The sequence below is a fragment of the Flavisolibacter nicotianae genome, from assembly GCF_003628535.1.
Classification (GTDB): Bacteria; Bacteroidota; Bacteroidia; order Chitinophagales; family Chitinophagaceae; genus Flavisolibacter; species Flavisolibacter nicotianae.
The window spans coordinates 196,673-220,714 of the sequence record NZ_RBCI01000007.1 but is presented as its reverse complement, the minus strand read 5'-3'; the positions used below and the strand labels follow the sequence as shown (position 1 = coordinate 220,714).

13 protein-coding genes are annotated in these 24,042 nt (G+C 51.3%); all 13 read right to left on the bottom strand.

Annotation, left to right across the window (positions count from 1 at the left end):
- Window positions 1-3: 3 nt before the first annotated feature.
- The gene (locus D6024_RS18320; RefSeq protein WP_121356203.1) at window positions 4-2,781 is read right to left on the bottom strand and encodes a glycoside hydrolase family 2 protein; all 2,778 of its coding nucleotides are present in this window, start codon (window positions 2,779-2,781) and stop codon (window positions 4-6) included.
- Window positions 2,778-4,241: a sialate O-acetylesterase gene (locus D6024_RS18315; protein ID WP_240410079.1), complete on the bottom strand. Its 1,464-nt coding sequence runs from the start codon at window positions 4,239-4,241 to the stop codon at window positions 2,778-2,780. Before D6024_RS18315 ends, D6024_RS18320 begins: the two co-directional genes overlap by 4 nt.
- 35 nt (window positions 4,242-4,276) lie before the next feature.
- Window positions 4,277-6,112 carry an exo-alpha-sialidase gene (locus D6024_RS18310; protein ID WP_121356202.1) on the bottom strand — a complete coding sequence of 612 codons (1,836 nt, stop codon included), beginning with the start codon at window positions 6,110-6,112 and terminating at the stop codon, window positions 4,277-4,279.
- Between the two features lie 108 nt (window positions 6,113-6,220).
- Window positions 6,221-6,991 (bottom strand): SGNH/GDSL hydrolase family protein, encoded by a 771-nt coding sequence (locus D6024_RS18305; protein ID WP_121356201.1) that lies wholly within the window; start codon window positions 6,989-6,991, stop codon window positions 6,221-6,223.
- 7 nt (window positions 6,992-6,998) lie between these two features.
- Complete coding sequence (locus D6024_RS18300; RefSeq protein WP_240410078.1) at window positions 6,999-7,946, bottom strand: glycoside hydrolase family 43 protein; 948 nt, start codon at window positions 7,944-7,946, stop codon at window positions 6,999-7,001.
- Window positions 7,947-7,960: 14 nt separating this feature from the next.
- Complete coding sequence (locus tag D6024_RS18295) at window positions 7,961-9,361, bottom strand: glycoside hydrolase family 140 protein (protein WP_121356200.1); 1,401 nt, start codon at window positions 9,359-9,361, stop codon at window positions 7,961-7,963.
- Entirely contained in the window at window positions 9,339-12,503 is a 3,165-nt protein-coding gene (locus D6024_RS18290; RefSeq protein ID WP_121356199.1) for a DUF6298 domain-containing protein, read from the bottom strand. Before D6024_RS18290 ends, D6024_RS18295 begins: the two co-directional genes overlap by 23 nt.
- A 74-nt stretch (window positions 12,504-12,577) precedes the next feature.
- Window positions 12,578-14,251 carry a pectate lyase family protein gene (locus tag D6024_RS18285; protein ID WP_121356198.1) on the bottom strand — a complete coding sequence of 558 codons (1,674 nt, stop codon included), beginning with the start codon at window positions 14,249-14,251 and terminating at the stop codon, window positions 12,578-12,580.
- 59 nt (window positions 14,252-14,310) lie between these two features.
- On the bottom strand, window positions 14,311-16,176 hold the full coding sequence (locus tag D6024_RS18280; protein ID WP_121356197.1) for a RagB/SusD family nutrient uptake outer membrane protein: 1,866 nt from the start codon (window positions 16,174-16,176) through the stop codon (window positions 14,311-14,313).
- Window positions 16,177-16,192: 16 nt separating this feature from the next.
- The gene (locus D6024_RS18275) at window positions 16,193-19,390 is read right to left on the bottom strand and encodes a SusC/RagA family TonB-linked outer membrane protein (RefSeq protein WP_121356196.1); all 3,198 of its coding nucleotides are present in this window, start codon (window positions 19,388-19,390) and stop codon (window positions 16,193-16,195) included.
- Window positions 19,391-19,479: 89 nt separating this feature from the next.
- Window positions 19,480-20,157, bottom strand: a complete 678-nt coding sequence (locus D6024_RS18270) for a DUF3826 domain-containing protein (protein ID WP_121356195.1) — start codon at window positions 20,155-20,157, stop codon at window positions 19,480-19,482.
- Between the two features lie 311 nt (window positions 20,158-20,468).
- The gene (gene galB, locus D6024_RS18265) at window positions 20,469-22,874 is read right to left on the bottom strand and encodes a beta-galactosidase GalB (protein ID WP_121356194.1); all 2,406 of its coding nucleotides are present in this window, start codon (window positions 22,872-22,874) and stop codon (window positions 20,469-20,471) included.
- A gap of 28 nt (window positions 22,875-22,902) precedes the next feature.
- A complete protein-coding gene (locus D6024_RS18260) occupies window positions 22,903-24,039 on the bottom strand; it encodes a glycoside hydrolase family protein (RefSeq protein ID WP_121356193.1) in 1,137 nt (378 codons plus the stop codon).
- Window positions 24,040-24,042: the final 3 nt, after the last annotated feature.

Sequence of the window (24,042 nt, the reverse complement as noted above, 5' to 3'; positions counted from 1 at the left end):
GGTCTATGGCTGCTTTGCTTTTTCGGTTCTGAAATCAAAATATAGGGTGAGTTGCAGGGCCCGGGAAGGCTCCTTTTCGTAATCGTAAAAAATATTTTTCATCCCCATCGGCCCGGTCGTTTCGGCCCGCTGGGTTTTGGAACCGATGCTGGGAATGCCCTGCATGAACGAAATATCACCGGAAGGAAACAGCGGCTCATAGTTGTGCCATTGGTCTGTTTTATACGCCGGCGTGAACAGGCGCAGGAAAAGATCTTCGTTTTCGGTGTAAACCGTAAACGGCTGTGACGTGGTGATGAATTTGCACCAGTAGATCTTGGAATGATAACCTTTGAACTCCGGGTAGTTCCAGCTTTCGCCGGTCTCTGTATTGTTGTACTCTTTTTTCCAAACACCGAAGGTGGTCCCCTTCATCCGGTTCTTCCAAACACGATAAGGACCGCTGCCCATGTACTCAACAGCTTTGATCTCTTTTTCCGGAAATGAAAAATTCACCCCGTCAAACCAGGTGAAATATTCCGAAGGAAAATAGCGTACCTGCGTTTTGATAAGGCCGGACGGATAAATCTTCCATTGCAGCGTATTGTAGCTTTTTTTCCGGTCAAAGGCTGATTCGACAAGAAGCGTATCGCCGTCATAACGATGTGTGAAGCCGGCAAAATTGTTGGCGCCTTCCTGCACGACAGGGCCGTTCGTCAACGGGAAAGCACCCTGTTCGTTTCTTGCTTCGAGCAAGGTACCGGTGCGTTTGTTCAGCCGGATGCTGATACCGTTTACCGTAATAAAGTAGACCGAGTCCTGTTCCGCAATCGACACTTTGCCGGCTGCTTTTGTTTTTAAAACTGCCGCAGCGATTTCTGCCGGTTTCGTTAGGGGAAAACTCCACTTGTAAATCAACCTGCCATCCGGACCAAAGGCTGAAACATGCAACACATCGTACTCCCGCCATGTTTTGGGCAACACAACTTTCAGCACGCCTTTTTGTAAAGGCTTGATGTTGGGTGAAGGAATAACGCCTTTGGAATTATGCGCCGAAAGATCCTGCAGCTTCTTCAGTTGCCATTCAAAGCGGCACTGGGAAAGGTTGGTAAAATGGTAACGGTTTTCAACGGTGAAGGAGCCGTCAAACGCAGGTGTGATCTCCCGCTTTTCGAAATACACGGGGCTCCAGATTTCTTTGATGGCATAATAGCTGCCTTCCTTTTCGTGGAAGGGACCGACAATGCCGTCGGCACCGCGAAACTTGTCGGTATCAATGGAGTCATGCTTGTCTTTTCGAACAACGCCTTCGTCGGCAAAGTCCCACAGAAAGCCGCCGGCGCTGAGCGGGTTTTGCCACATCTTTTCCCAGTAATCTTCAAGCCCTGCACCGTGCCCGCCATCAAACTGTCCGTGCAAAAACTCGGTCGGCATTACGATCGCATGACCCGCTTCGTAGTTGCCGATGCCGTAGTTGTATTCGCGGTAGTGCTGCGTATCAAAGCCGCCAAACAGTTCCCAGGGATGAACAACGGGACGCTTTTGAAGATCGTCGGTTGTAAACAACGTATCCAGTTCCCGGTTATGACCACCTTCGTTGCCGTTTGACCAAATCACGATGGACGGATGATTGCCATCGTGTGCAATCATTTCCTTCAAGAGCTTTGTGCCGGTGGGTGTGTCGTAGTGCCCATGCCAACCGGCCAGTTCGTCCATCACGAAAAGTCCCAGCGAATCACAAACATCAAGAAAATGATCGTCGGGCGGATAGTGCGACATGCGAACGGCATTCATGTTCATGTCCTTCATCAGCTGCACGTCTTCGATGCTCAGCGCTTTGCTGATGGTTCGTCCGCTGGTAGGCCAGAACGAATGACGATTGACACCTTTCATTTTCACTTTCACGCCGTTAACGTAGAACCCGTCACGTTGCTTTACCTCAACGGTGCGAAAGCCAATCTTTTTGCTAACCGTATGAACGGGCTTGCCTTTTTTGTAAAGTGTAAAAACGGCTTTGTACAGGTTGGGAAATTCCGGCGACCACAATTTGGGCGAAAAAAACGTTGAGGTCAATAAAGCCTTGTTGGATGATACAGCCGTTGAAACCTTTTTGCCTAGCGCTTTTCCATTTGCGTTAAAAAGCTGGAGGGACAACCGGTCGCCTCCTTTGGTGGAAACCTCAGTGGTGAGCTTACCGTTTGCTTTTGCATCAACGGCTACCTGGGCAATGTGTTCCTGTGGCAAGGCTTCGAGGAAAACAGGACGAAATATGCCGCCAAAAATCCAGAAGTCAGCCCTGCGTTCCGCTTCATTCACCGAGGGATTGGCGGAGTGTTTGGCAACGGTGACCTCCAGCAGATTTGCTGCGTCGTATTTCAGCAATGAAGACACATCATATTTGAAGGCATAGAAAGCGCCCTGGTGAATGGCGCCTGCGGGCCGTCCGTTCACCTTTACCGCTGCATCGGTCATCACCCCTTCAAAACAAAGATTGATAACCTTGTTTTTCCATGCAGCCGGAACCGAGAAGCTGTATTTGTACAGGCCTTTTTCTTTCCCGCGAATGCTGTCTTTGGCAAAGCCGTAGTCGTATTTGCCAAAACCCTGGAGTTCCCAGCAGGAAGGCACAGGGATGGTTGTCCATTGGCCGGCGTTCATGCCACCGGTGCAATAGAATTGCCAGCTAACTGTGTGGTCGTTGCCGGTGCCGGAGAGGTATTTGATCTCTGTTGACTGCCCGAATGCCCGGTTGCAAAAAAGACCGATCAGGAACAAAACTCCATATCGTAAAAAGGCCCTCATTCTTGGTTATTCTTAACGGCCACAAGCAATGTGCTGATAAACTGAAGCGGATGATCGGTACGGAAGGGAACAGCCGGCAGTCCATCCTTGTTGAACAAATTCGCCTGGCCGGTTTCATTCCATTCAAACCGCACGGAAAGGGGATGTGGAACGTCTTTCGACGAGACAACGATTTTGTTTCCTTTGATCACTGCTTCCGCTGGCAAAAACTTTCCATCACTGCCAGCCACTTCAAAACCATTCAACGGCTTGCCATCTTTGCTTTGCAGCCCGCTGGCTGCATGCGAGAAAGACAACTCAATTTTGTGGCCTTCTGCTTTCATCCGCTGATACACCGGTCCGGAATATTCCAGAGCTTTACCGTAGGTCTTTGCCAGGGCCAGCAAGGCGAGCCGGCGACCGATCTCCCATTTGAATGGTGGGTGAAGTTGCGTGGCGGTATCAATCAGGTCTGTGGTGGTGATCATGCCGGTATGCGGAAGGTTCAGTGCCAGTCGTTGTGCCTCCCAGAATTTGGGCAGCGTCTCCTTCGTCAGCGGGTATTTGCCGACGCTTTGTGAATAGTAAAACGGGGCAATCTGCACATAGAAGAACGGAAGATTCTGTTCCTTCCACAACCGCCGCCAGCCTTCAATCAGGGCATGCATCTTGTACGTGTACTCAATGCTTTCGTTTTGGAAACAATTTGTTTCGCCCTGGTACCAAAGAAATCCTTTGATGGCATAGGGCGACAGCGGTGCAATCATGTCTGGATAAAACTTGCCGGGATGTTGCTCGTCCAGTTTTACCGGCGGATGATTTTCTGCCAGTTCTTTTTCGTTGGTGACGGCGCCAGGCAGCCAGGGCTCGATGGCACTGCCCGGTACTGCCGACGAAATAACACCGACTGGTACGTGTAATTGGCGGTTCAGCTCTTTGGCAAAAAAATAGGCGGCGGCAGAAAACGATCGAAGGGCAGAATCTTTGGCAATGCTCCAGCGGATGTGCAGGGTGTCGGGCTTGGGAAGTTGCTTCCTGTCTACCAAAAACAGGCGGATGTCCGGGTTGTTGGCAAAATCCAGTTCATCAACAGGGCCAAGGCCTTCTCCAACTCCTTTTCCCACCTTGCTGTTTTTACGCATGGTGTATTCCATGTTCGATTGCCCGGAGCAAAGCCAAACCTCACCGATCAGGATGTTCTTCAGTGTAATAAACGTGTTGCCTGTTATGGTCATTGTTTGCGGGGTTGCGGAAGCCGGAAGCGGATCCAGCACCACCTGCCAGTGGCCGTTTGCGGCCGTGATGGCCTGTTTTATTTGCCCGCTAAAACTGACCGTAACCTTCTCTCCCGGTGAGGCATAGCCCCAGATGGGCACCACTTTGTTTCGTTGCAAAACCATGTTGTTGCCGATGATCTGCGGCAGGACCATTTGCGCCGCCAGTTTCCCGGCTGCAAGCCATGCAAAAAAGAGCAAGATCAATTTGTATCGGTTCAACATAGCTTCCGGGTCCGTGCTTATTTGTTTTCGGTTTTAAATGCCGTGATGTAATACGTTGCTTTTTTGTCCTGCGAACCGGCGTTTGGCAAATCGAAATCCTGGTCAGTTGGCGTGTCGGCGTCAGGAAAGCGGCGCAAATGCCCGGTCCGAAATGCCACACGGTCGATGCTGGCCAACGGCGCAAAGAACAGTTGGGGTGACAGGGCTTTGCCGTTCACCATTACGTTGTAAAAACGGGTTGCCGTGTTGAGTTCAACCCTGATTTTATAGGTTTCGCCAGCGGCGTAGCTGAATAATTTCCGGTTGCGGTAACCGGCCTTGGTAATGACGTTACCCGTTGAATCAAAGGAAAGCCGTACACCCGGTGTGCCCTTGCTGTCCAGGAATTCAATGTCCAGCCAGCCGTTGTTTGATTGTCGCGGGATGATGGTAAATTCCGTCACGATCCGCTTTGATGAAGGCACCACTCGTTCAGCTTTGGCAAAATCGAAGGGGTCCCAATCCTGCAGAGTCAATGCCTTTGCACCGCTGCCTGTTTTTTCAATGGAAACCGGTGTCCAAAGGCCGCTGTTGTAATTCCATTGCGCCAGTTCTTTACCATCTGGCATGTCGTTGAAAACTTCATTGGCGTGTGCCGTCACGTTGTCCTGCACAGGGACGGGAATGGTCGCCACCCAAATGTCTTCCTTGTTCATGCTATACGTAACCCAAATGTTGCCGTCGGGCGGTGTGCCGTTGCCTTCTACGATGCCACGCACATATTGCGGGCCGTAGGATTTGTAGGCACCTCCATAACGCATGGAGGTGATCTCGCCGTTTACCAAAAGCAGGTTGTTGTAATGCAGGCCGTCGTTGCTTACAGAAAGTGCAAGCGGCCAGCGAAACTCGGAAGGATTGTAAATCGTCACGTATTTGCTGTCGCTGGTTCTTTGTCCCCAGATCTTGGCGTTGCTGTTGACAAACTGCGGGGCACGAAGCGGGTTGTAAAGCCAGGTTTTGCCTTCGTCTTTGCTGACGGAGGTTAGTGCATTTTTCCATAATCCCACCACTCTTCCATCCGGCAGGTGATAATAACTGAACGCTTTGTAATCCTTCTTCAACGGGATCAACGGATCGTCCCTGTCGGCTTCTTCCACCCATTGTTGCATCAGGAGCGGCGTGGCCAGCAGTTCATTGCAGGCATCCACAAAACCTTTGTCTTTGCTTTTCGTGTAAAAGGGATAGGCTGTGTTTTTTTCGTTCCAGCCTTTGTTATAGCGGATGAAATAAATGGGTCCAAAACTGCCATTTTTGTAAATCTCCCGCACAGAACGGCCCATGCCGCGACCGTCATTGGGATCATCGCCGGGACCAAGCACCACGCCGTAATAAGCCAGCGTCAGCAAACGATTTGTCTTTTTCGAAACATAAAACCCCATGCGCTGGTGATTCACCGAAAGCAAATCTTTGGCAACCTCGGTGCGCCCTTCTTTGGTGGTGCCATCGGGAATTTTCACCGGCGGAAAGACCACCACCGGCTTGCTCCACTGGTAACCGTCTTTCGAGGTGAGCAAAAACGTTTGTCCCGGCGGCACGTGTTCACCCACAGGATCGCTCAGGAAATGCAGGAAAAACTGATTGTTCCAATACACCAGCATAGGCTGATGATTGTACGTCCAGTTGATGCCGCCAGCCCACTCGGGATGCTCCCGGTTGGCCCGGAAGACCTGGATGTTGTGCACACCCACAGCCGGCGACAATTGCCCATGGTGATAATCGATATTGACCAGTGTATGGCCCATGTAGCGAACCGTGTCCTGCGCACAGACAGAAAAGGAACTGATCAAAAATGCTATGCTGAAAAATTTGTTCATACCTCACCCCCGTCCTTTCTCCTTTTGGAAGATGGGCCGGGTTGTTTATTATTTGGTTATTTTATATTTCTGTGTGCAACTCACCATTCACCATTCACCACCCATCACTCATCCCTTCACCGCTTCCAGCCAAGCATGGGCCATCAGGCGGGCCCCGGCCAGTGAAGGATGCACACCATCGTGTGTCCAGTAACCGCCGGGTGCCGATTGCTGCGCTTTATCGAACACAGCCTGGTAAGGAATAAAGACGGCGTCAAACGACTGCGCTATTTCGCGGGCCGCTGTGCGGTAGTCATTGAAAGCGGGATACCATTTTTCATCCACCGCTTTGATGGCTGTAACCGCAAAGGGTTCACCGATGATCAGTTTTACATCCGGCAAGGTTTGCTTTGTTCGGTTCAGCAGTGCCGTCAGGTCGTTGCGGTAGGTGTCAATCGTGCCCTTGTAATTGTTGACCAGCGTGTGCCAGAAATCGTTCACACCAATGAGGATGCTGAGCACATTGGGCTTCAGGTCCAGGCAGTCTTTCTGCCAGCGTTCTGCGAGCTGGTACACTTTGTTCCCGCTGATGCCGCGGTTGTAGACCTTCAGGTTTTTATCGGCATACCTGTACAGCAGCTCGGATGCCGCCGTCATGGCATAGCCACTGCCGAGCGCTGAAGCGGCGTTCGCATTGGCATCGTCTTTTTTGCGGCCGGCATCGGTGATCGAGTCGCCCTGGAAAAGAATAATATCTTCTTTCTGAAGTGAAATTCGTTTGCGTGCCGGCTCGGCTGCAAAAGCGGATGTCACCAGCGAGGGCAGGGAAAGGGCAGCCGTGGTGGCCAATGTCGTATTCCGGATAAAATGGCGGCGCGAAGCCTGGTTCTTTTCATTCATGGTTAAATCAGTTTTTACTCAGCAAAGGAACGCTCTTCTCCTTTTGCGTTTGCCGTAACAAGGATGTCAATACGTTTTTCTTCACCATGAAAATGGTTCCGTGCTTGTGGCCTTTGGGCAAACTGACTTCCTTCGTCACATCGGTGAACGTTTTAAAGTCTTTTGTTTTCATGGCACCGAAAATCTTTTCGCGGTACTGGTCGTAATAAATCAGGTAATCCTCTCCCACTTTCGCCACCGTTGGTCCTTCGGTAAACGAAGGCGAAAACGCTTCGGACGCTTTGGTATAGGGACCTAACGGACTGGTCGCAAACGCCACCTTGATGTTTCGTGCAGGTCTCGTGTTATCTTTCAACACCAGCACATAATCATTCTTCCCCCGCCTGACGATCTCGCAGTCGATCACGCTAAAGCCGGGATCGAGAAAGAGTTTTGTTGGCGAGAAGGTTTGAAAATCCTTCGTGGTGGTGTAATACATGCGGTGGTTGTTGGCCTCGTCTTCCTGTCCTTTGGGAAAACGGAAGGGGATCGTGGAAGCCCAGATGATGATGAACTGGTTTTGTTCGTCGTCGTAAAACAGTTCGGGTGCCCACACATTCACAGTGGTGGGCTCGTTCTGCATCACGGGAATGGTCCGTTGTGCACTCCAGTGGACGAGGTCTTTCGACCTGGCGTAGCCAAAGGTTTTGGTGCCTTTCCATGCGGAGGTGAACACCAGGTGATAGGTGCCATCCGGCCCTTGCGCAATGGACGGGTCACGCATCACGTTGCTGTCGACAGCTGGTTTTAGAAACGTTGTATCAAGATCAGTCCAGTGGTAGCCATCCCGGCTGTAGGCCAGCCGCAGGCCATCCGTTGCCGGTTCGTGGAAGGTGGAGAAAAGGTAGACCTTCCGGTTACAGGCCGTCAGCAAAATCAGTGCAAGGCACCAGCCGTATGCAGAAAAGGATCTCACGTTGTTTTGAATTTTCAGTTTAAACTTTCCAGGATCAGTACCCAGTCATTGCCTTCTTTTTCCCCGCCCGGCGGATCAAAGGACCGGATGCCTTTGTTGGCGAAACGGCCAATGCTTTTTTTGTTGCCGTTTGTAGGATTGTACCAGCTCGCCAGGACGTTTGCCCCTTCAATTTTTCCCATGACGACTTCAAACTTTCTCCCGGTGTAATCGTAAAGAAAAGCGTAACGCTTTCCCCTGGTGGCAGCGATGTAGTTGTACTTGTCGCCTTGCCCGCCGGCCACCAGCGATTGATCGGGAACCCGTTCAAAAAAGGGCTTGGAAAGGACCAAGTTTTTCAAGTAAATCATTTGCCGTGCACCACTGTCGTTGAGTGCATCGTACCAATATTTTTTTGAGCCGTAGGCAGTTTCTTTGTCCGATGGCTTGTGCATTTGCATCACGCTGTTGTGCCCATAGGTGTGACCGGCCCCACCGGCAAACACGGACCACCAGGCATAGCGACGCACATCGGCCGCCTGCCAGTAGGGTTTTGTGGTATCGTGCAAGCCATGAGGAATGAGCTCGTACGAAGGTTCGCCATCAAACGATGGCTTCGTGGGTGCCAGGTTGTAATCAACCTGTAAAAACCGGTAATTGTCCGGGCCGTAGCGATGCTCTTTCGCAGATGTATCCAGGTCGTAACTGCGGTGTCCCGATTGAAACATGTTGAAATCCATCCAGGGCTCCTGCGGAAAATATTCACTCGAAGAAGTGCGGCCAAAGGGATGAAAACTTACCAGGTGCGCCGGGTCGGCTGCTTTCAACGTGCTGCCCAACACCTTCCAGGTTGCCGCCGAATCGGTCCCACGAATATCGCCGCCGTTCAGCCAGACAATGTTCCAGCGGCTTTTGTACCTGTTCGCCAGCCATTTTGCATAAATGCCTGCCTGTTCGGTGGAAACAAAGCCTGCCTTTACATTGCTTCCCCACACCGGCACCAGGGCCATGTACATCCCTTTTTTTGCCGCCAGGTCAATGATGTAATCCACATGGTCCCAGTAGTCGTATTGCATTGCATTTGCGGAAGCCTTTCCGGCCGTAGTCAGCGGCGTGGCGACATTTTTATTGACGAGTGCAGAATCGCCGTACACGTTCACGGCCGCTACGGTGTGCAGCACCATTGCCTGGATCACGTTGAAACCTTTTTTCCGGCGGTCTTCCAAATAGGTTTCTGCCTCATCTCTTGTCAGCTTTGAAAACAAGAGCCAGCCGGTGTCGCCCAGCCAAAAAAACGGAGCGCCTTTTTCGTCAGTGAAAAAACGGTGGTTGGGTGAGATCAGCAACCGCTTCCCTCCCTGCGCCGATGCACACAAGCCAAAGGCAAGGAAGAAAAACAGGAAGAGAAAAAATTTATTTCTGAATACTTGTTGCATGTTGTACCGTTTTTTGATTCGCACTCACCCACAGGACCACTGCACCGGGCTGCGGGCTTTTCAACTCGACGGATTGACCACCGCTTATACTTGATTCGTCCGCCGTCACTGCACCACTTTTCGGATTGATGTAGCGAACCGCATAACTGCCGGATGGCAGGTTCAACTGGACAGGCGAGGTACCATCAGAATACACCACCCAGCTATTGTGACCGTTCAGCACCCACTGACCATTCGATACAGTAGTTGTAACTGGCTTCATAGCTGATACCTCGGTCAAAAAACGTTTGTCCAGCTCCGGAAGCACCGGCAGGGACCCGCCGGCCATCAGCACCGCCCAGCCAAACTGGTCGTAGCTGTCACCGGAATACACCACGGCCTTTGCCGGGAACTTCTTCCTGTATTCACTTACGGCACGGTACACCTGTTCAAACGAGGTGCGCTTTGGCTTCAGCAGACGTGCATGTTGCCGTGGCGCCAGGTTTTGCCCGCCTTTTGGTTCATACGCTTTTCCGTCCTGCTGGTAGTGCCAGTAACGGATATCGATCAGGTCTACGACCGCCGCCCGTGCAGGATCGGCAAGGATGGCGTCCTGTACGTCTTTGGTCGTGCTTAAACCAATGATCTCTTTTTTGCCGGTCTCTTTTTCCCATTGCCTGATCGCATCCAGCCAGAACTGTACGAAATGCAGGGGACCTGTGAATTCGGCGCCGATCAGCTGAATAACACCGCTGTTGTTTTTAAAATTGTCGAGGCACTGGCGGATATAGGCCGTGTGCAGTTTGCGGCGGGCCGCATCCGTCACATCGTAAAACTGCTCCGCCATGAAAATGCGCTTGTCACCAGCGTAGGGCACCGGCTCGGGAAAGCCTGTGTGGTTGATGTTGTTGGCCGTGCGCCAGGGAAAATCGGCGTAGTGGGCACCGGCTTCAATGATGTTGTGCTGGAAATAATTCTGGTGAACGAGCACCAGTGATTTCTGGTCGGCCAAGTCGGCAAACTTTTTCAACCGGCTCCAGTACCAGTTGTTGTATTTGGTGAGATCGTATTTGCTCAACCCGTCCCAGGCCGAATCTTTGCCACTGCGGGCAAAGGGCAACTCGTAAAACGGCGGCCACACCTCACCGTCCATGCGGCGGATGCGTTCGTGGTCATCTCGGCGACGCTCATACCACAAGCCATAATTGTGCTCGATGGCCACTGTTCCGGATCGCTGCATCCAGTCTGTTAAACTATCCAGGTCATCTGTTAGTCCCGTACCAGTTCTGCCCGGAACAAAACGGGTGATGTGGGGCTTCATTTTCGGGAGGTCTTTCGGTTGAACGCTGCCGTTCCACCAGGGCACTTCACTCCTTTTGCCGGTCACGATCGCGTCACCTCTCACCAGCCATCCGTTGCTAACGTGCATAGCAGGAGCCGATTTAATAACGACTGCTTTCCTGATGCCAATTTGATCAATTGATTTTGCGCCGTTCGAAAGGAGTGAAATGGGATTTTGCTTTGCAACCGAATCGATCCAGTCGAACAGACGCGGCGCCGGCGTAAACGCCTTTTTTGTCAGTGCTATCGCCACATCGGCGGGCGGACTGCTGGATGCTTCCGTTTCCAACGGAAGAATAAAGGCTCTTTTGCTGGCATCAGCACCCAGCCGCTGCGCCAGTTGCGCATAATACAAACTGCGGGGCTGAATTTGCTCGTTGGAACTTTCCCAGTAGCCATCGCCGTGAAACTGTGCCCAGGAGCCAAAGGAATAGTTGTTGGCGGTTGGCGGCTTTTCACAATCGATGCGTGAAGCAGAACACTGCCAGAAGACAGAATTGGCCGCACTCCAGCCGGCGCCCTGCCCGTCCTGTCCACGATTGCCAAAACGGAGCGCATTTCCATCGACGTTCACGATGTCGAATAAAACACCGGAGGCCCAGCTGTCTATGGTGCCGCTGAAACTGTAAGGACGATCGGACTGGCATTGCACAAAGGCATTGGGACCCGGCGCACAAAAGCCAACCGCAAAATCATGATAGCCGTTCTCAGCATAGCACCGTTGAACCAGTGTTTGCTGCCCGGCGGTAAAATAAGTATAGCGGCGCTGTCCGCCGATTTCCGAAACGGGCGCCAATGATTTACAGTCTTCCACGGTCACCTTTTTTGCTGACGCCAAAACAGCCACCGCAGAACCGGCGAAATGCTGAAAGATCACCCGGCGCACCCAGGCATCGGCAACGTTTTCCATCGTGATAGCTATCCAGCGGTGTGCTTCGTCCTTGGGATTGCTCTTATCATATTCCGACTGTAGCCATAAATTTTCAACACCTACATTTTCGATGCGACCCGGCCAGGAAAATTTCGCCACCGTTCCACCACCATAGGTTGTATCGATGGCTGTGGTCAAGGGTACATCCAACGTTAGTGTGTTCCTGTCGATGCCAACGATCTTCCGTTCAAAGAAAATGTCTCTTTCACCGGGCTTCCATCCCAGCGCGGAAATACCGCCGCCAAAGGTTGCAGTGCCCAGCGTTGCGATCCAGTTTGCGGTAGACGGACGCTGCACAATGATGTTGTCGCCAACGTGAAAAGAAGAAGCGTCTGCGACAGTGAATTTTGTTGCATTCACCGGAACGTATGCATCGGTGATCCCCACCTCACTGCCGGTTTTCTTATCGTCCTTGCCAAAAATGCGGATCAATGTTTCGCGGTCCTTGCCGGCACCGATCAGCAATGTTCCGTTGGTGCCCATGCCGCTTCCGCGCAGCACGACACCTGATGTCGTCATCTTCAGCTGTCCGGCTACGGTATACGAACCTTTCTGTAGCAGCACCGCACCGCGAAAACCATTTTTGTCTAACGGCAGCAAAGCCACGTAATCCAGCGCTGATTGTATGCGCAGTGTCGCATCCCCTTTTGCCACCGGCACCACCACTTTTACCGGAACATCCGGAATGACTTCGTTAGAGGCTGCATAACCGCAATACGAAAAATCAGGAATGCGATTTCCCTGCGAATCAGGAGCATACGTAAGGCCGCCTTTTCCTGCTTCCAACGGGCTCCACGCTTTTTTTCCTTTTTGCGCAAGGCAAATCAAAGGAGAAAAAAACAACATGAGTGATCCCATCAGGAGCAGGAAAGGACGCAGATGCGTCCCCATTCCTTTTCGATTACTGCTATGTATGAATAAGTAAGATAAATTCACGTCCGGAAAAATTGGATTCGCACTGTTGATTACTTGCGGGCTGTCTCACTCGTTCCGTGAATGGTCGTTGCCACCGGCACGACATTTTTCACGTTGACAAGGCTGTTCAGGTAGTCTTCAATATTGGTATACCCGTCTTTGTTTTTATCCTTCGCTGCATCAGATGCATCTTTTGGATTGAGACCATTCTTTGTTTCCCAGGCGTCGGGCATACCATCATTATCCAAGTCTTTGTAGGGCGTGCCTTTGTACTCCGGGTAGCCACCCACCTGCGAAGGGTCGGTGATAATACCGATCTTGTAGGAGTCAATTGGCAGGCGGCGGTGCTTGAACTGCGTTTCGGGGAGCTTTACATTGGCTGCATAACTGATCTTGCCCGTACGCACCTGCTCGGTAATGCGCTGGTCCACGGCATCACGTTTCGGCAAGGTAGCACCCACATTAGCCAATACGTAATCGTACGCTTCTTTTGCGGGGAGAATGGTCATCTGCGGCATGGGAAGGGGCTTGTTTACTTTCATGTAGTCGGTGTACTTGTCGGTGTTTGGAAATTCTTCCACCTGCACGCCGCCAGCCCAGTTGTCTTTGGTGATTTCAGGGTAGCCTTCCATGATGTTGCCGTTCACATAACAACGGCCGAAGACCAGGTATTTCAGCTTGCTTCTGCCGGCCTCTGGTTTTAGGATACGGTGACCCACCGGTGAATTTTTCGGTGTGGCCGGCCCCGGCTTGAAGTAGTTGTTGATGATATTGAACTGCGCCCTGTAGTCGCCGCCGTCCATGGAACGGTGCACCCAGTTGAACACAACGTTGTTGGCAAAATTAAAGATGCCGTTCCAGCCGACGGATGGGTTACGGCCCGTGTTGTCAGCCCAGAGGTTGCGCATGAACGAGCAGTTTTCGCCACCCAAAGTAGAACCAAAGGCATGGTTCCAGGTATCGAGTGACTCGGAGAAGATGGAATTCTGAATGGTGATGTTGACTGTTCCGAATTTGTCTTCGATCTTGCCGGTGCTGTCGTTGTACATATGCCGGTACATGCTCATGTTCTCGTCCAGTCCCCAGCTTGCCGACACATGGTCGATGATGATGTTGCCGATTGGATTTCCACCGATGGCATCATCCCTCCTTCCCACATTGGTCTCGCCCCTGCGGAAACGCATGTAGCGGATCACGACGTCATGCGTATTGACCCAAACCGTTTCACCGGCCACGCAGACGCCGTCGCCGGGTGCCGACTGACCGGCAATCGTAATGTACGGCGCACGGATGATCAGCGGTGATTTCAGGCGGATGATGCCGGCCACGTTGAACACAACCGTCCGGGCACCTCCCTGCTCGCAGGCCCAGCGAAGACTGCCGGGACCATCATCGTTCAGATTGGTAACGACGATCACACGGCCACCACGACCGCCAAAACTGTACTTGCCGCCGCCTTCCGCGCCGGGAAAGGCGGCAATGTCGGCCTGCGGCAGATCCGTTGGACGGGAGGCCCAGGGAATAAAGGGCTTGCCGGCTTTTGCATCGGCATCAATGATGGGCCAGGCTTTGTCCCAGGCTTCATCGGAATGTTTTTGCGCCGCTTTCATAATCGAGTCGGCCCAGGCTTTATTGGCGGCGGGCACATCCGGGTATTGCGCCGCTGCTTTTTCTGCTGTTCCCAGGATGGTTGCGATGGCGGTGATGATCAAGGCATTCTTCATACGTGAAATAAGATTAGGACGATGATGTAAAAAGTAAGCGGAGACAGGCTCCGCTCGTGTTATTTAAGCGGATCGAAAGAACCTCCCCAGTTGTTGTTCTGCTGCAGGTTCGGATTGTTGGTGATCGCTGCATACGGAATGGGGAAGAAATAATAGGTCGACAAAAAGTTGATCGGGTTCGTATCCAGTTTTGTCGTGGAATTGCTGGCATCGTGATTATTGTTCCGGATCACGGTAAAATATTTGGTCATCATTGTATCCAGGTTTTGCACGTCGCGGAAACTCGGGTTGGTCGGGTCTTTCAACGCTGCCGCCGAGGGAATGCCGGAACCTGTTTTCAACAAAATGCGCAAACGGTTTCTTGTCCAGCCCTGCAGATCAGACATTCTTTTCCAGCGATACAAATCCCAGAACCGCTTTCCTTCGAAGGCAAACTCGATCTTCCTTTCAAAGAGAATGGCGTTGAACAATTCCGAGCGACTCATGCCGGCAGTTAAGCCATAGAGGTTGTTGCTGCCTGCGGTGATACCGGCCCGTTGCCGTATAGCGATCAAACCTTTGTATCCTTCTTCGCCGGAACCTGTTTTGCCAATACCCACGGCACTTTCAGCCAGGTTCAGCAAAACTTCAGCATAACGGATTTCCATCCAATCGGTGCCGCTGTACTGTGGGTCGCCAAATGTAAAGGTACCTTCGGCCACTGCCTTCCGGCAATAAAAACCGGTATTGGAGGCATTGGCCTCGGTTGACTTGGTTGACGTTTCATAATAGGTCCACAACCGGTAGGCCGCATTTCCGTCCAACGGCCATACGCAACCGTTATAAGCGATAGTGGCATCAAAACGGGGATCCCTGTTTTTGTAATAAAGCGTGTCGGAGTAAGGAAATGTGCTGGAGGCGTCGCCGGGCATTTTCCCGTCTTTCATCGGGTAAGAGCGAACAAATTCCCAGGTTGGCGTGTTCGACCCGCTGCCGTTCAGGTACTGCGGCCGGCAGGATTTATCCCAGCCGTTGTTCTTTTTCTGCTGGTCACCCGTAGCTGTATTGTAGCTGGTTACCATCACGGCTTCCGGGTTGTTGACTTCACTAAACCACATATTCTTATAACTGGCGTTGAGCCCAAATCCATTTGCATCCAGGATGGTTTTTGCCTGCAGGTTGGCATCGTAAGCCGCCTGCCACCTGGCCACATCGTCATTTGGATTGAACAACGGGCTTGCCCAGTACAACAATACCCTTCCTTTCATGGCAGCAGCAGCGCCGCTGGTAATCCGGCCCCAGTTGGACGAGCCGGACCATTTGCCGGGCAGGTTAGCAGCAGCATAATCCAGGTCTTCTACAATTTGCTTGATGCACTCGGAGGTGGAATTTCTCGGCAGCAGGGCGGCGTCTCTTGCTTCGTTGCCCACGCCATCCAGCGGGGTTAACACGAGGGGCACACCGCCGTAGATCCGCACCAGGTCCCAGTAACGAAAGGCCCTGAAGAATTTTGCCTGCGCAATAAACTTACGCTTGGTGTAATCGGGCAAGGGGCTTTGGTTCATCGATACGATAAAGGTATTCAGCTGTCGTATTTTACCCCAATTGGTATTGGGTTGCGTATTGTTGGTGTTCAGCGAGGTACCGTAATCCTTCGGTTCGTCGGTACCGTAGCTCATGCTCCCTTCCATAAACTTGTTGCCGGAGGCCTGTCCTTCGTCGGACAACTGCGGCTGAACCCCGCTCAGTACACTGCTGGTGTTCTGTCCGCCCCACAACGGGAGATTGACATCATAGATATTATCCATGTTCAACTGCACCAGCGTGGAGTCGTTAAAGACCAGTTCGGGAGTCAGTTTTGAAAGATCGGTTTTATCGAGAACCTTGGTGCAGGCAGTTAATCCCAAAAGTCCGGCACAGAATGTATAGAGCTTGAAATTTTTCATTGTTCGAATGTTTGAATTAGAGGTTCACATTTAATCCGAAGTTGAAGGTTCTCAGTTGCGGGAACACATCGTACGATCCGTTGATATTGTCCTTGTAGTCGTAGGGATTGAAGAAGTTGACCGGGTTGGTGCCGTTCAGGAACAGGCGCACATTGTTCAATCCGGCCCTTCTTGTCAAATCGCGGGGCAATGTATACGAAAGGTTAAACGTGGTTACTCTGAATGTAAAAGAACTTCTCCACCAGAAATCAGAAGCAACATCATAGGTGCTGGTATAATAAGGCGAAGGATAGGCTGCATTGATATTATCAGGAGTCCAGTGGTCGGACCAGAAGGAAGGACGGTTGGAATAAGCCGTTCCGACTTTCCGTGCAGCCGATTCAACAGAGCTAATGCCGCCCCAGCTCATGCCCATCACCACGTTCAGACTTACCGTTTTGTACGAAACACCCCAGTTGATGCCAAGGCCGTAGTGATTGTCCTGTTTTGCTTTCAGAAAGTCCTGGTCGTTAACGTCAATTACACCGTCCGGACCATCATATTTGCCGGTGGTGGCATTTTGTTTTCCCCTGACGTCGGCAAAAGCCAGCATGCCCGGCCTGATCGGGTTATTGGTACCCGGTTTATAACCCAACATGTCTGTGATATTGTATTGTGCAACGTAGGCGTCCACTTCTGCCTGTGTTCTGAGAATACCCAGTGAATGATAGCCATAAAAGCCCATGTCGTTCGATTTGCCGTTCTGGTCCTTGAAGGTTCCGATGTCACCTTTCGGCACATCTGCAACAAGAACCCGGTTATCATTCCAGTTAAAGTTGGTGGTCACGTTGTAGCTCCAGTTCTTTCCAATGTTGTCTCTCCAGTTTGCCGACAGCTCGTAGCCAAACACGTTGGCCTTTCCAAAGTTTTCTGTTGGCAGGGCCGTTCCGATCAGGATCGATGGTGAAGAAGTGAGGCTGGACAGCATGTTGTACGACTTGTTGATGTACCAGTCTGTTGAAATCGATAAGCGGTTGCGCAGGAAGCGGGCATCCAAACCAATGTCGTACTTGTCTTGGTTGTCCCAATGCACAGCCCTGTTGGCTAAGTCAATGTTCATGACAGTTGCAAGACCGCGGTCGCTGTTGCCGCCAAACACGGCAGCCTTGCCGGTTTGAATGGCGTAGCTCCGCAGCCACTGGTAAGATTTGGTATTGTCGATTCCCATGAAACCAACCGAACCTCTGATCTTTAAATAATTCACTGTTTTTGTCAGATTGTCGAAGAAGTTTTCATCAGATACGACCCAGCCGGCGGAAAGAGAAGGAAAATAACCCCACCTGTTCTCAGGAGCAAAGTTCTGGCTGGCATCAGCCCGCAGGTTGGCTTCAAAGAGGTATTTGTTCGCGAAGCTATAGTTGAGGCGACCGATGTAGGCCATGCGACCGGCTTCGGAGATCGTTTCGTTTGACGATCCATCGGGGTTTGTTGACGTACCAACCGCAAAATTCTGGTTGTCCAAACCGCCAACAACCACACCATCCACCTGGCCGGCTACGCCGTCGGAAAACGCTTCAGCTTGTTCATACACAAACAGGGCCCCGATCTGGTGTTTGCCAAATGTCCTGTCGTAATTCACGGTTGTGTTCAACTGGTAAGTCTTCGTGATGGTCGGGTTGAGACGCACCCGGTCACCGTTCGACCATGTGTAGGTCTTGATCACTGAATCGCCAAGGATGTGACCATTTGATCCCAGCTTGTTGAAGTCATATACCGTGTATTTTGTACCGTATTGTTTGCCCCAGGAGTTGGCGATGTTCTTGTTGTAGTTGACAGCCGCTTTTAAGCCTTTGATAAAGGGAATTTCGTATGACAACTGGCCCTGGAAGTTCAGTCCTGTATTATAAGAGCTTGTGTAGTTGTTCAGTTCGTGAACTGCAAAGTAGTGGTAGGTATTGATGTTGGAGCTTGTGCCTGCACCCGGAATTAAAATCGGCAGGCCATTGATGTAGGGTGTATAGCCCTGGTTTTCGCCGATCAGTGTTTTCCAGTCGTTGTCGAGGCTTTCATTTCCCTGCTTGTTGAACGTGTTTTTCCTGTCCGACAAATTACCGCTCAATGCCAGGCCAAGTTTTAAGCCCGCGGCGAGTTTGATATCGCTGCTCGAGCGGAAGGAATAACGTTTGTAGCCCAACCCGTCGAAATTGCTGTTTTCGGAGCTGTAGGTAAAGCCGGCAAAATAGGTGGCCCTGTCCGAACCGCCGGACACGTTCAGTGCATGACGCGTATTGTACGCTTTCTGCCAGGCGTTTTTCAGCCAGTCGTAGTTGTGCGTTTTGAAATAGTCCACCTCGTCCTGTGTGTAGATGCCCGAAAGCTGCGCAACTGCCGCCTGGTCCCAGTTTTTGGAACCATTCAGGTAATCGTTCATATAAAGAGCTTGCTGGTAGCCGGTCATCATCTTTGGCATTGACGTGGCGTCGGATATCCCGGCGGAAGCCGTATAACTAATGACGGGAGCCCCGGCCCTACCCCGCTTTGTCCTCACGACGATCACACCATTGGAACCCATGATTCCGTAAATGGCGGCCGATGCATCTTTCAGCACGGAAATGTTCTCGATCTCCGTGGCGTCGAGAAGATCAAAATCAGCCTTGGTCCTGATAATGTCGTCGATCACGTACAAAGGGTCTTTCGGTGCATCCTTCGAAAAAGAAATTGGATTGCGGATGCTGATGGTGGCAGCTTCACCGGGACGGGAATAACCACCCGATACACTCACACCAACCACCTGTCCCTTCAGTGCCTGGGAAAGGTTGCCCCCGGGGAAATCTTCGATCCGCTTTACATCAACCGTTCCGACCGATCCTGTCAGGTGCGTTTTTCGTTGTGTGCCGTAGCCGATCACGACCACTTCGTCCATTTGCTTGACATCCTTGGCCAGTGAAATGGAAACCGAATTTTGCCCACCGACGGTGATTTCTTTGTAGAGATAACCGACACTGGAAATTTTCAGTACCGACTCATTGCCGGACACCAGGATGGAAAACTGGCCCTTTTCGTTCGTTGACGTCACGCGGTCTGTACCCTTTACGGAAATCGAAACGCCGGAAAGCGGTTCTTTTGATTCGTCGTTGGTGACCACACCCGTGATCGTGCGTTGCTGCGCAAACACTACGGAACATGCCAGTAACATGCCGAGAAGAAAAATAAAGCGCTGTAGATCTTTTTGCATATAGCAGTTTTAAATAAATAACGGAGATGGTTCTCTATCCTTTGTTGACACGTTTGTGTAAATGCTTACGTCTGAAAGAAAATGAATCGTTAGTGTGTTCCCTTTTGCTTTTCTTCTGCCAATCGTTTCTGCCACGCCTCGCCTTCTTTTTTCATGTCATAGCCTGCAGCCGATAAATAATTGTTGATGCGGCCCTTGTACTTTCCAAACCAGCCATGCTTTTTCTCCGATGATTCAGCATCCATCGCATTTTCCCGGGCTTCCACGAGCCACTGCCAGATCTGTTCTTTCTGTGCAGCGGTAAGATTGGGCAGCATGCTCAGGTAACCATCATAAGTTACATGAAGCACATTGTAGGTCATGCCATCCTTAATTGCATCAACCTGGTCGGGATTTAGTTCTTTTGCAAGGTCTTGCAGGTATTTTGCGTGCAGGGCTCTCGTGGCTTTTGTGGTTTCTTCGTCGATGGACTTTAACCGGGCTGCCAATGCTTCTTTGTCACTGCCCAGGTCTTGCTTTGCTTTCTTTACCTGTTCGTCGCGAAATGTATAAACGGTATTCAGGTTGCGGTACTGGCCGGCGACCAACCCTGTCAACTTCGCTGTTTTTTTGGTATCGGTTAGCTGCAAGGCAGCAACAATTTTTTCGGCTCTTGTGGTAATGGTTCGGGTATAGGCCGCCTCTTTCTCTGCCGGGGTGGCATTGTCCTGGGCCTGTAGTGCGGATGAAGATAACAGCACAGAAAAAAGAAAAAAGGCAAATTTCATATAGCAAGTATTAATGCTGTGGTCAATGAAAGAATGGTAGCAACCCCGATCTCCTCCTGTACTATTCTTTTAAATTCTACTCCATGCTAAAACCGCTACTTCCTTAATGATCCTAAAGGTAGATTGACAGAGAAGGGAGAACAATGGCATCTTTTTTTAAAATGATGGACAATTTTACTATTTTCTCCTTATTTCAGACCGCATAAAAAACGCAATCGATTGCGGAACTTTCCGCTGTTGTGCTAACGGGAAATTGCCTGCCTAAATTCGCAGGAAAAACAGTCCAAAAATTGAACCCAAGAATTTGTTGGCTAAAAGACCTGCAATTGAATTGAAGAGGAAACAAGTCCATCAGCCTTTGCCTGCAGCATAATTGTTCCCTTTTTTCCGTTGGTACCGACAATGGCCAGGCAAAGCCCGTTGTAGGCTTTGCGGAAAGGTGTTTTAAATGATTCGGTGCCTGTTTGCAGTCCGTTGTCAACACCGGCAAGGTAACCGGGTCCTGTTAGTGTAAATTGAATGAGGTTCGCTGCATCTGGCACCAGGTTTCCCTCCGCATCCACCACTTTTACCGTGACGAATGAAAGGTCATCTGCCGCCCTGAGCTTGCTGCGGTCGGCCAGCAATTGAATCCTGGCGGGCCTGCCGGCTGTTTTTATTTCTTTGGTGAGAACGACTTTGCCGTTTTTTCTTGATACGGCTTTCAGCGTTCCGGGCTGGTAGGGCACCCGCCATTGCACGTGCAGCCGGCCACTGCTTTTCTTTTGCACGCCAAGCGACCGCCCATTAAGGAACAATTCCACTTCATCGGCGGCATTATAATAAGCCCACACATCAACCTCCTCTCCAACCTTCCAGTTCCAGTGCGGAAACAGGTGCAGCACCGGCTTTTGGGTCCACTCACTCTGGTACAGGTAGTAAACATCTTTGGGGAAACCAGCCAGGTCAACAACGCCGTAATACGAGCTCCGCGCCGGCCACTGGTAAGGCACCGGCTCACCAAGGAAATCAAAGCCCGACCACACAAAAAGCCCGGACATGAATTGCCGCTGCTTCACAGCCTTCCAGCTTTCTTCATGCGTGGCGCCCCAATAGGCAAACGTGTTGTCGTATGCGGAAACCGTGTGATCCTGATTTCCATGATTTTTGGATTTGGAATCCGGCGGCCAGATGCGGCTGCTGTCGGCAGGCTGGTCGTAGTACCCCCTCGTAGACAGTGCCGACGCTGTTTCCGTGGCAATAAATTTTTGGCCGGGAAAGCGGTGCGGCAGCGAATCGTAATCCGCATGCTTGTAATTAAAGCCCAGCACATCCAATGCACCGGACCGGTAAATGAAATTCTTCCCGGGCAGGTTCTCTGTCAGCGCCGACGTGACCGGTCGTGTGGAGTCCAGGTTTTTCACGATTGACGCCAATTCTGTTGCAAGGATTGTCCCGGAGCTGTCGAACTGCTCCCTGATCTCGTTTCCAATGCTCCAGACAAATACGGAGGGATGATTGCGGTCGCGTTTCACCTGGTCTTCCAAATCAACTTTGTGCCAGTCAGCAAATTCAACATGATAGTCAAATTTGTTCTTGCGCTTTTTCCACATATCAAACGCTTCGTCCATGACAAGAAAACCCATGCGGTCGCAGAGGTCGAGTAGCTCAGGCGCCGGCGGGTTGTGGGCGGTGCGGATGGCGTTGCAACCCATCGCCTTCAAAATTTCCAGTTGGCGTTCGATGGCTCTTTTGTTCACGGCGGCACCCAGGGCACCAAGGTCATGGTGATTGCAAACGCCCAGAATTTTCAGTGGCTTTCCGTTGAGAAAAAAACCTTTCCGCGCATCGAAGTTGAACGACCGGATGCCAAAGCCTGTTTCATACCGGTCGATCACTCTCCCCTCTTTCATCACTTTTGTAACAGCCTTGTACAGGTATGGCCTGTCGACCGACCACAATGCAGGATTTTTGACAGTCATCGCTAGTGTATGGGAAGTCCCGGTTTTGCCAACCAGGTATTTACCGGTGAGGTTGTCCGATGTCACGAGGCGACCTCTTTCATCAAAAATTTCGTACAGCAGTTCTATCCACTGTGGCTTACCCGATGTGTTGGTAAAGGTTGTCTTGATCTGGACCAATGCTTCGGATGGGTTTACCTGCGGTGTGGTCACAAAACTTCCCCACTGATCAACCGCAACGGCATTCGTCGCTTCCAGCCACACCTTGCGGTAAATGCCGGACCCGGTGTACCACCGCGAACTGGGTTGCGCCTCATTGTCGACCCGCACGGCCACGACATCTTTTGCTTTGCCGAAATGCAGAAAAGGTGTCAGGTCGTAGCGAAAGGAGATGTAGCCATTGGGACGCTTTCCCAGAAAATGGCCATTGATCCACACTTCGCTGTTGCGATAAACGCCGTCGAAATTGATGTACACCCGTTTTGCCTTCAGGTTCTCCGGCAGGCTGAATGTTTTCCTGTACCAGCCAATGCCGGCCGGCAGGGCACCCTGGTTGAACGTGGTCGGGTGCTTTTCACTGAACTCACCTTCAATACTCCAGTCGTGCGGCAGGTCCAGGGTTCGCCATTGGCTGTCATCAAACACTGCCTGCTTCGCCTTTTCATCATCGCCCAAAGAAAACTTCCAGTCTTTGTTGAAGCCGATCACCTGCCGTGGCTGGGCAGGCAGCGCGGCGGAAACAAGTGAAAAAAGAAAAAGAAAAATGAGTTTGTTCACGGTAAACGTTCTTGTCGTAATGATTCGATTAGGGTATTTCGACAGCGGCCTGTTTTACTGGCACAAAACTGAGCCTGCTTTTGCCCAGGTCTTTCGAGGTGGCCACTGCAATTCCGCGCTGCTCTTTTTTGTTGACGGCATTGTAGAAATGATACACTACACCCTTCTGTTTTACCACGCAGGATTTGTGTGCATAGAGGTCATCAAACGGCTCGGAAGACTCGATAAGATTCTCACCCGTCCAGTCCGTCCAGTTGACCAAATCGTAGGAACAGGCAAAACGGTTGAAAGCGCCTTTCCTGTCCTGCCAGAACGCACCGAAATAAAACATTACCCACAGGTCGCCGATTTTCTGCAGGTAAGGATCACCTGTAATGCCCACTGGGTGGTGCACGACCGGGCTGGTTTGGAAACGCTTCCAGCTGACCATGTCGTTGGAGACAGCCATGCCGATCCGCTCGAACCACCTTGTTTTCTTGTTGTCCTTTGCCGTATCGCCGTTGGCATTGTAGTACATCACAAACGGGTAACCGGTCAATTTAGCCTTGTCCCTGATTACGGTGCTCTTGAATTCTTTTTTATTCTCCCACCAGCGGACATCCGCATCGTGCGAAGTCAGAACGGGGTGGTCGAGCCGCAGCCAGCCATGGGCGGTGGTGGCGTCTTTGCCTGTATAAGCCATCCCGATGGAGAGCAGCCCGGTTTCATAGCCTCTTTCCTTACCGCCGATATAGCTTACCCAATAGTTTTTATTGAACTTCTGCAGGGAATAATCGCCGCCCCATTTCGTATTCACGAGGGAGAGGTAACCCGCCTTTTGCGAGGCGTCCCATTGCGTGGTATCGCTGCTGTGAGCCAGGATGCGTCCCAGGGTTTGCCAGTTCAGCAGGTCCCTGCTTTTCGCCAGCCAGGTTTCGTAGCCGCGTCCGTCAAAAACAATGTACGACATGTACCACATCTTTCCCTTGCGAAAGACCGTTGGGCAATCCACTTTTTGCGAATCATTTTTAGGCACCACCACCAATCCATATTTGAAAGGTGTTTTGATTTCCTGGTAGATCGCCTGCATCTGCTGATCCGGAACGGTGCTTTTGCCTGTCTGTGAAAAACAGGTTGTCGCAAAAAAGAACAGGAGAACATGCACAATGATGAACCTACGTTTCATAGC

What these genes read in the sequence shown, in the direction of transcription:
- D6024_RS18320 (WP_121356203.1), bottom strand. Translation starts at nt 2,781, where the DNA reads ATGAGGGCCTTTTTACGATATGGAGTTTTGTTCCTGATCGGTCTTTTT.
- D6024_RS18310 (WP_121356202.1), bottom strand. Translation starts at nt 6,112, where the DNA reads ATGAACAAATTTTTCAGCATAGCATTTTTGATCAGTTCCTTTTCTGTC.
- D6024_RS18305 (WP_121356201.1), bottom strand. Translation starts at nt 6,991, where the DNA reads ATGAATGAAAAGAACCAGGCTTCGCGCCGCCATTTTATCCGGAATACG.
- D6024_RS18295 (WP_121356200.1), bottom strand. Translation starts at nt 9,361, where the DNA reads ATGCAACAAGTATTCAGAAATAAATTTTTTCTCTTCCTGTTTTTCTTC.
- D6024_RS18290 (WP_121356199.1), bottom strand. Translation starts at nt 12,503, where the DNA reads ATGGGGACGCATCTGCGTCCTTTCCTGCTCCTGATGGGATCACTCATG.
- D6024_RS18285 (WP_121356198.1), bottom strand. Translation starts at nt 14,251, where the DNA reads ATGAAGAATGCCTTGATCATCACCGCCATCGCAACCATCCTGGGAACA.
- D6024_RS18280 (WP_121356197.1), bottom strand. Translation starts at nt 16,176, where the DNA reads ATGAAAAATTTCAAGCTCTATACATTCTGTGCCGGACTTTTGGGATTA.
- D6024_RS18275 (WP_121356196.1), bottom strand. Translation starts at nt 19,390, where the DNA reads ATGCAAAAAGATCTACAGCGCTTTATTTTTCTTCTCGGCATGTTACTG.
- D6024_RS18270 (WP_121356195.1), bottom strand. Translation starts at nt 20,157, where the DNA reads ATGAAATTTGCCTTTTTTCTTTTTTCTGTGCTGTTATCTTCATCCGCA.
- D6024_RS18260 (WP_121356193.1), bottom strand. Translation starts at nt 24,039, where the DNA reads ATGAAACGTAGGTTCATCATTGTGCATGTTCTCCTGTTCTTTTTTGCG.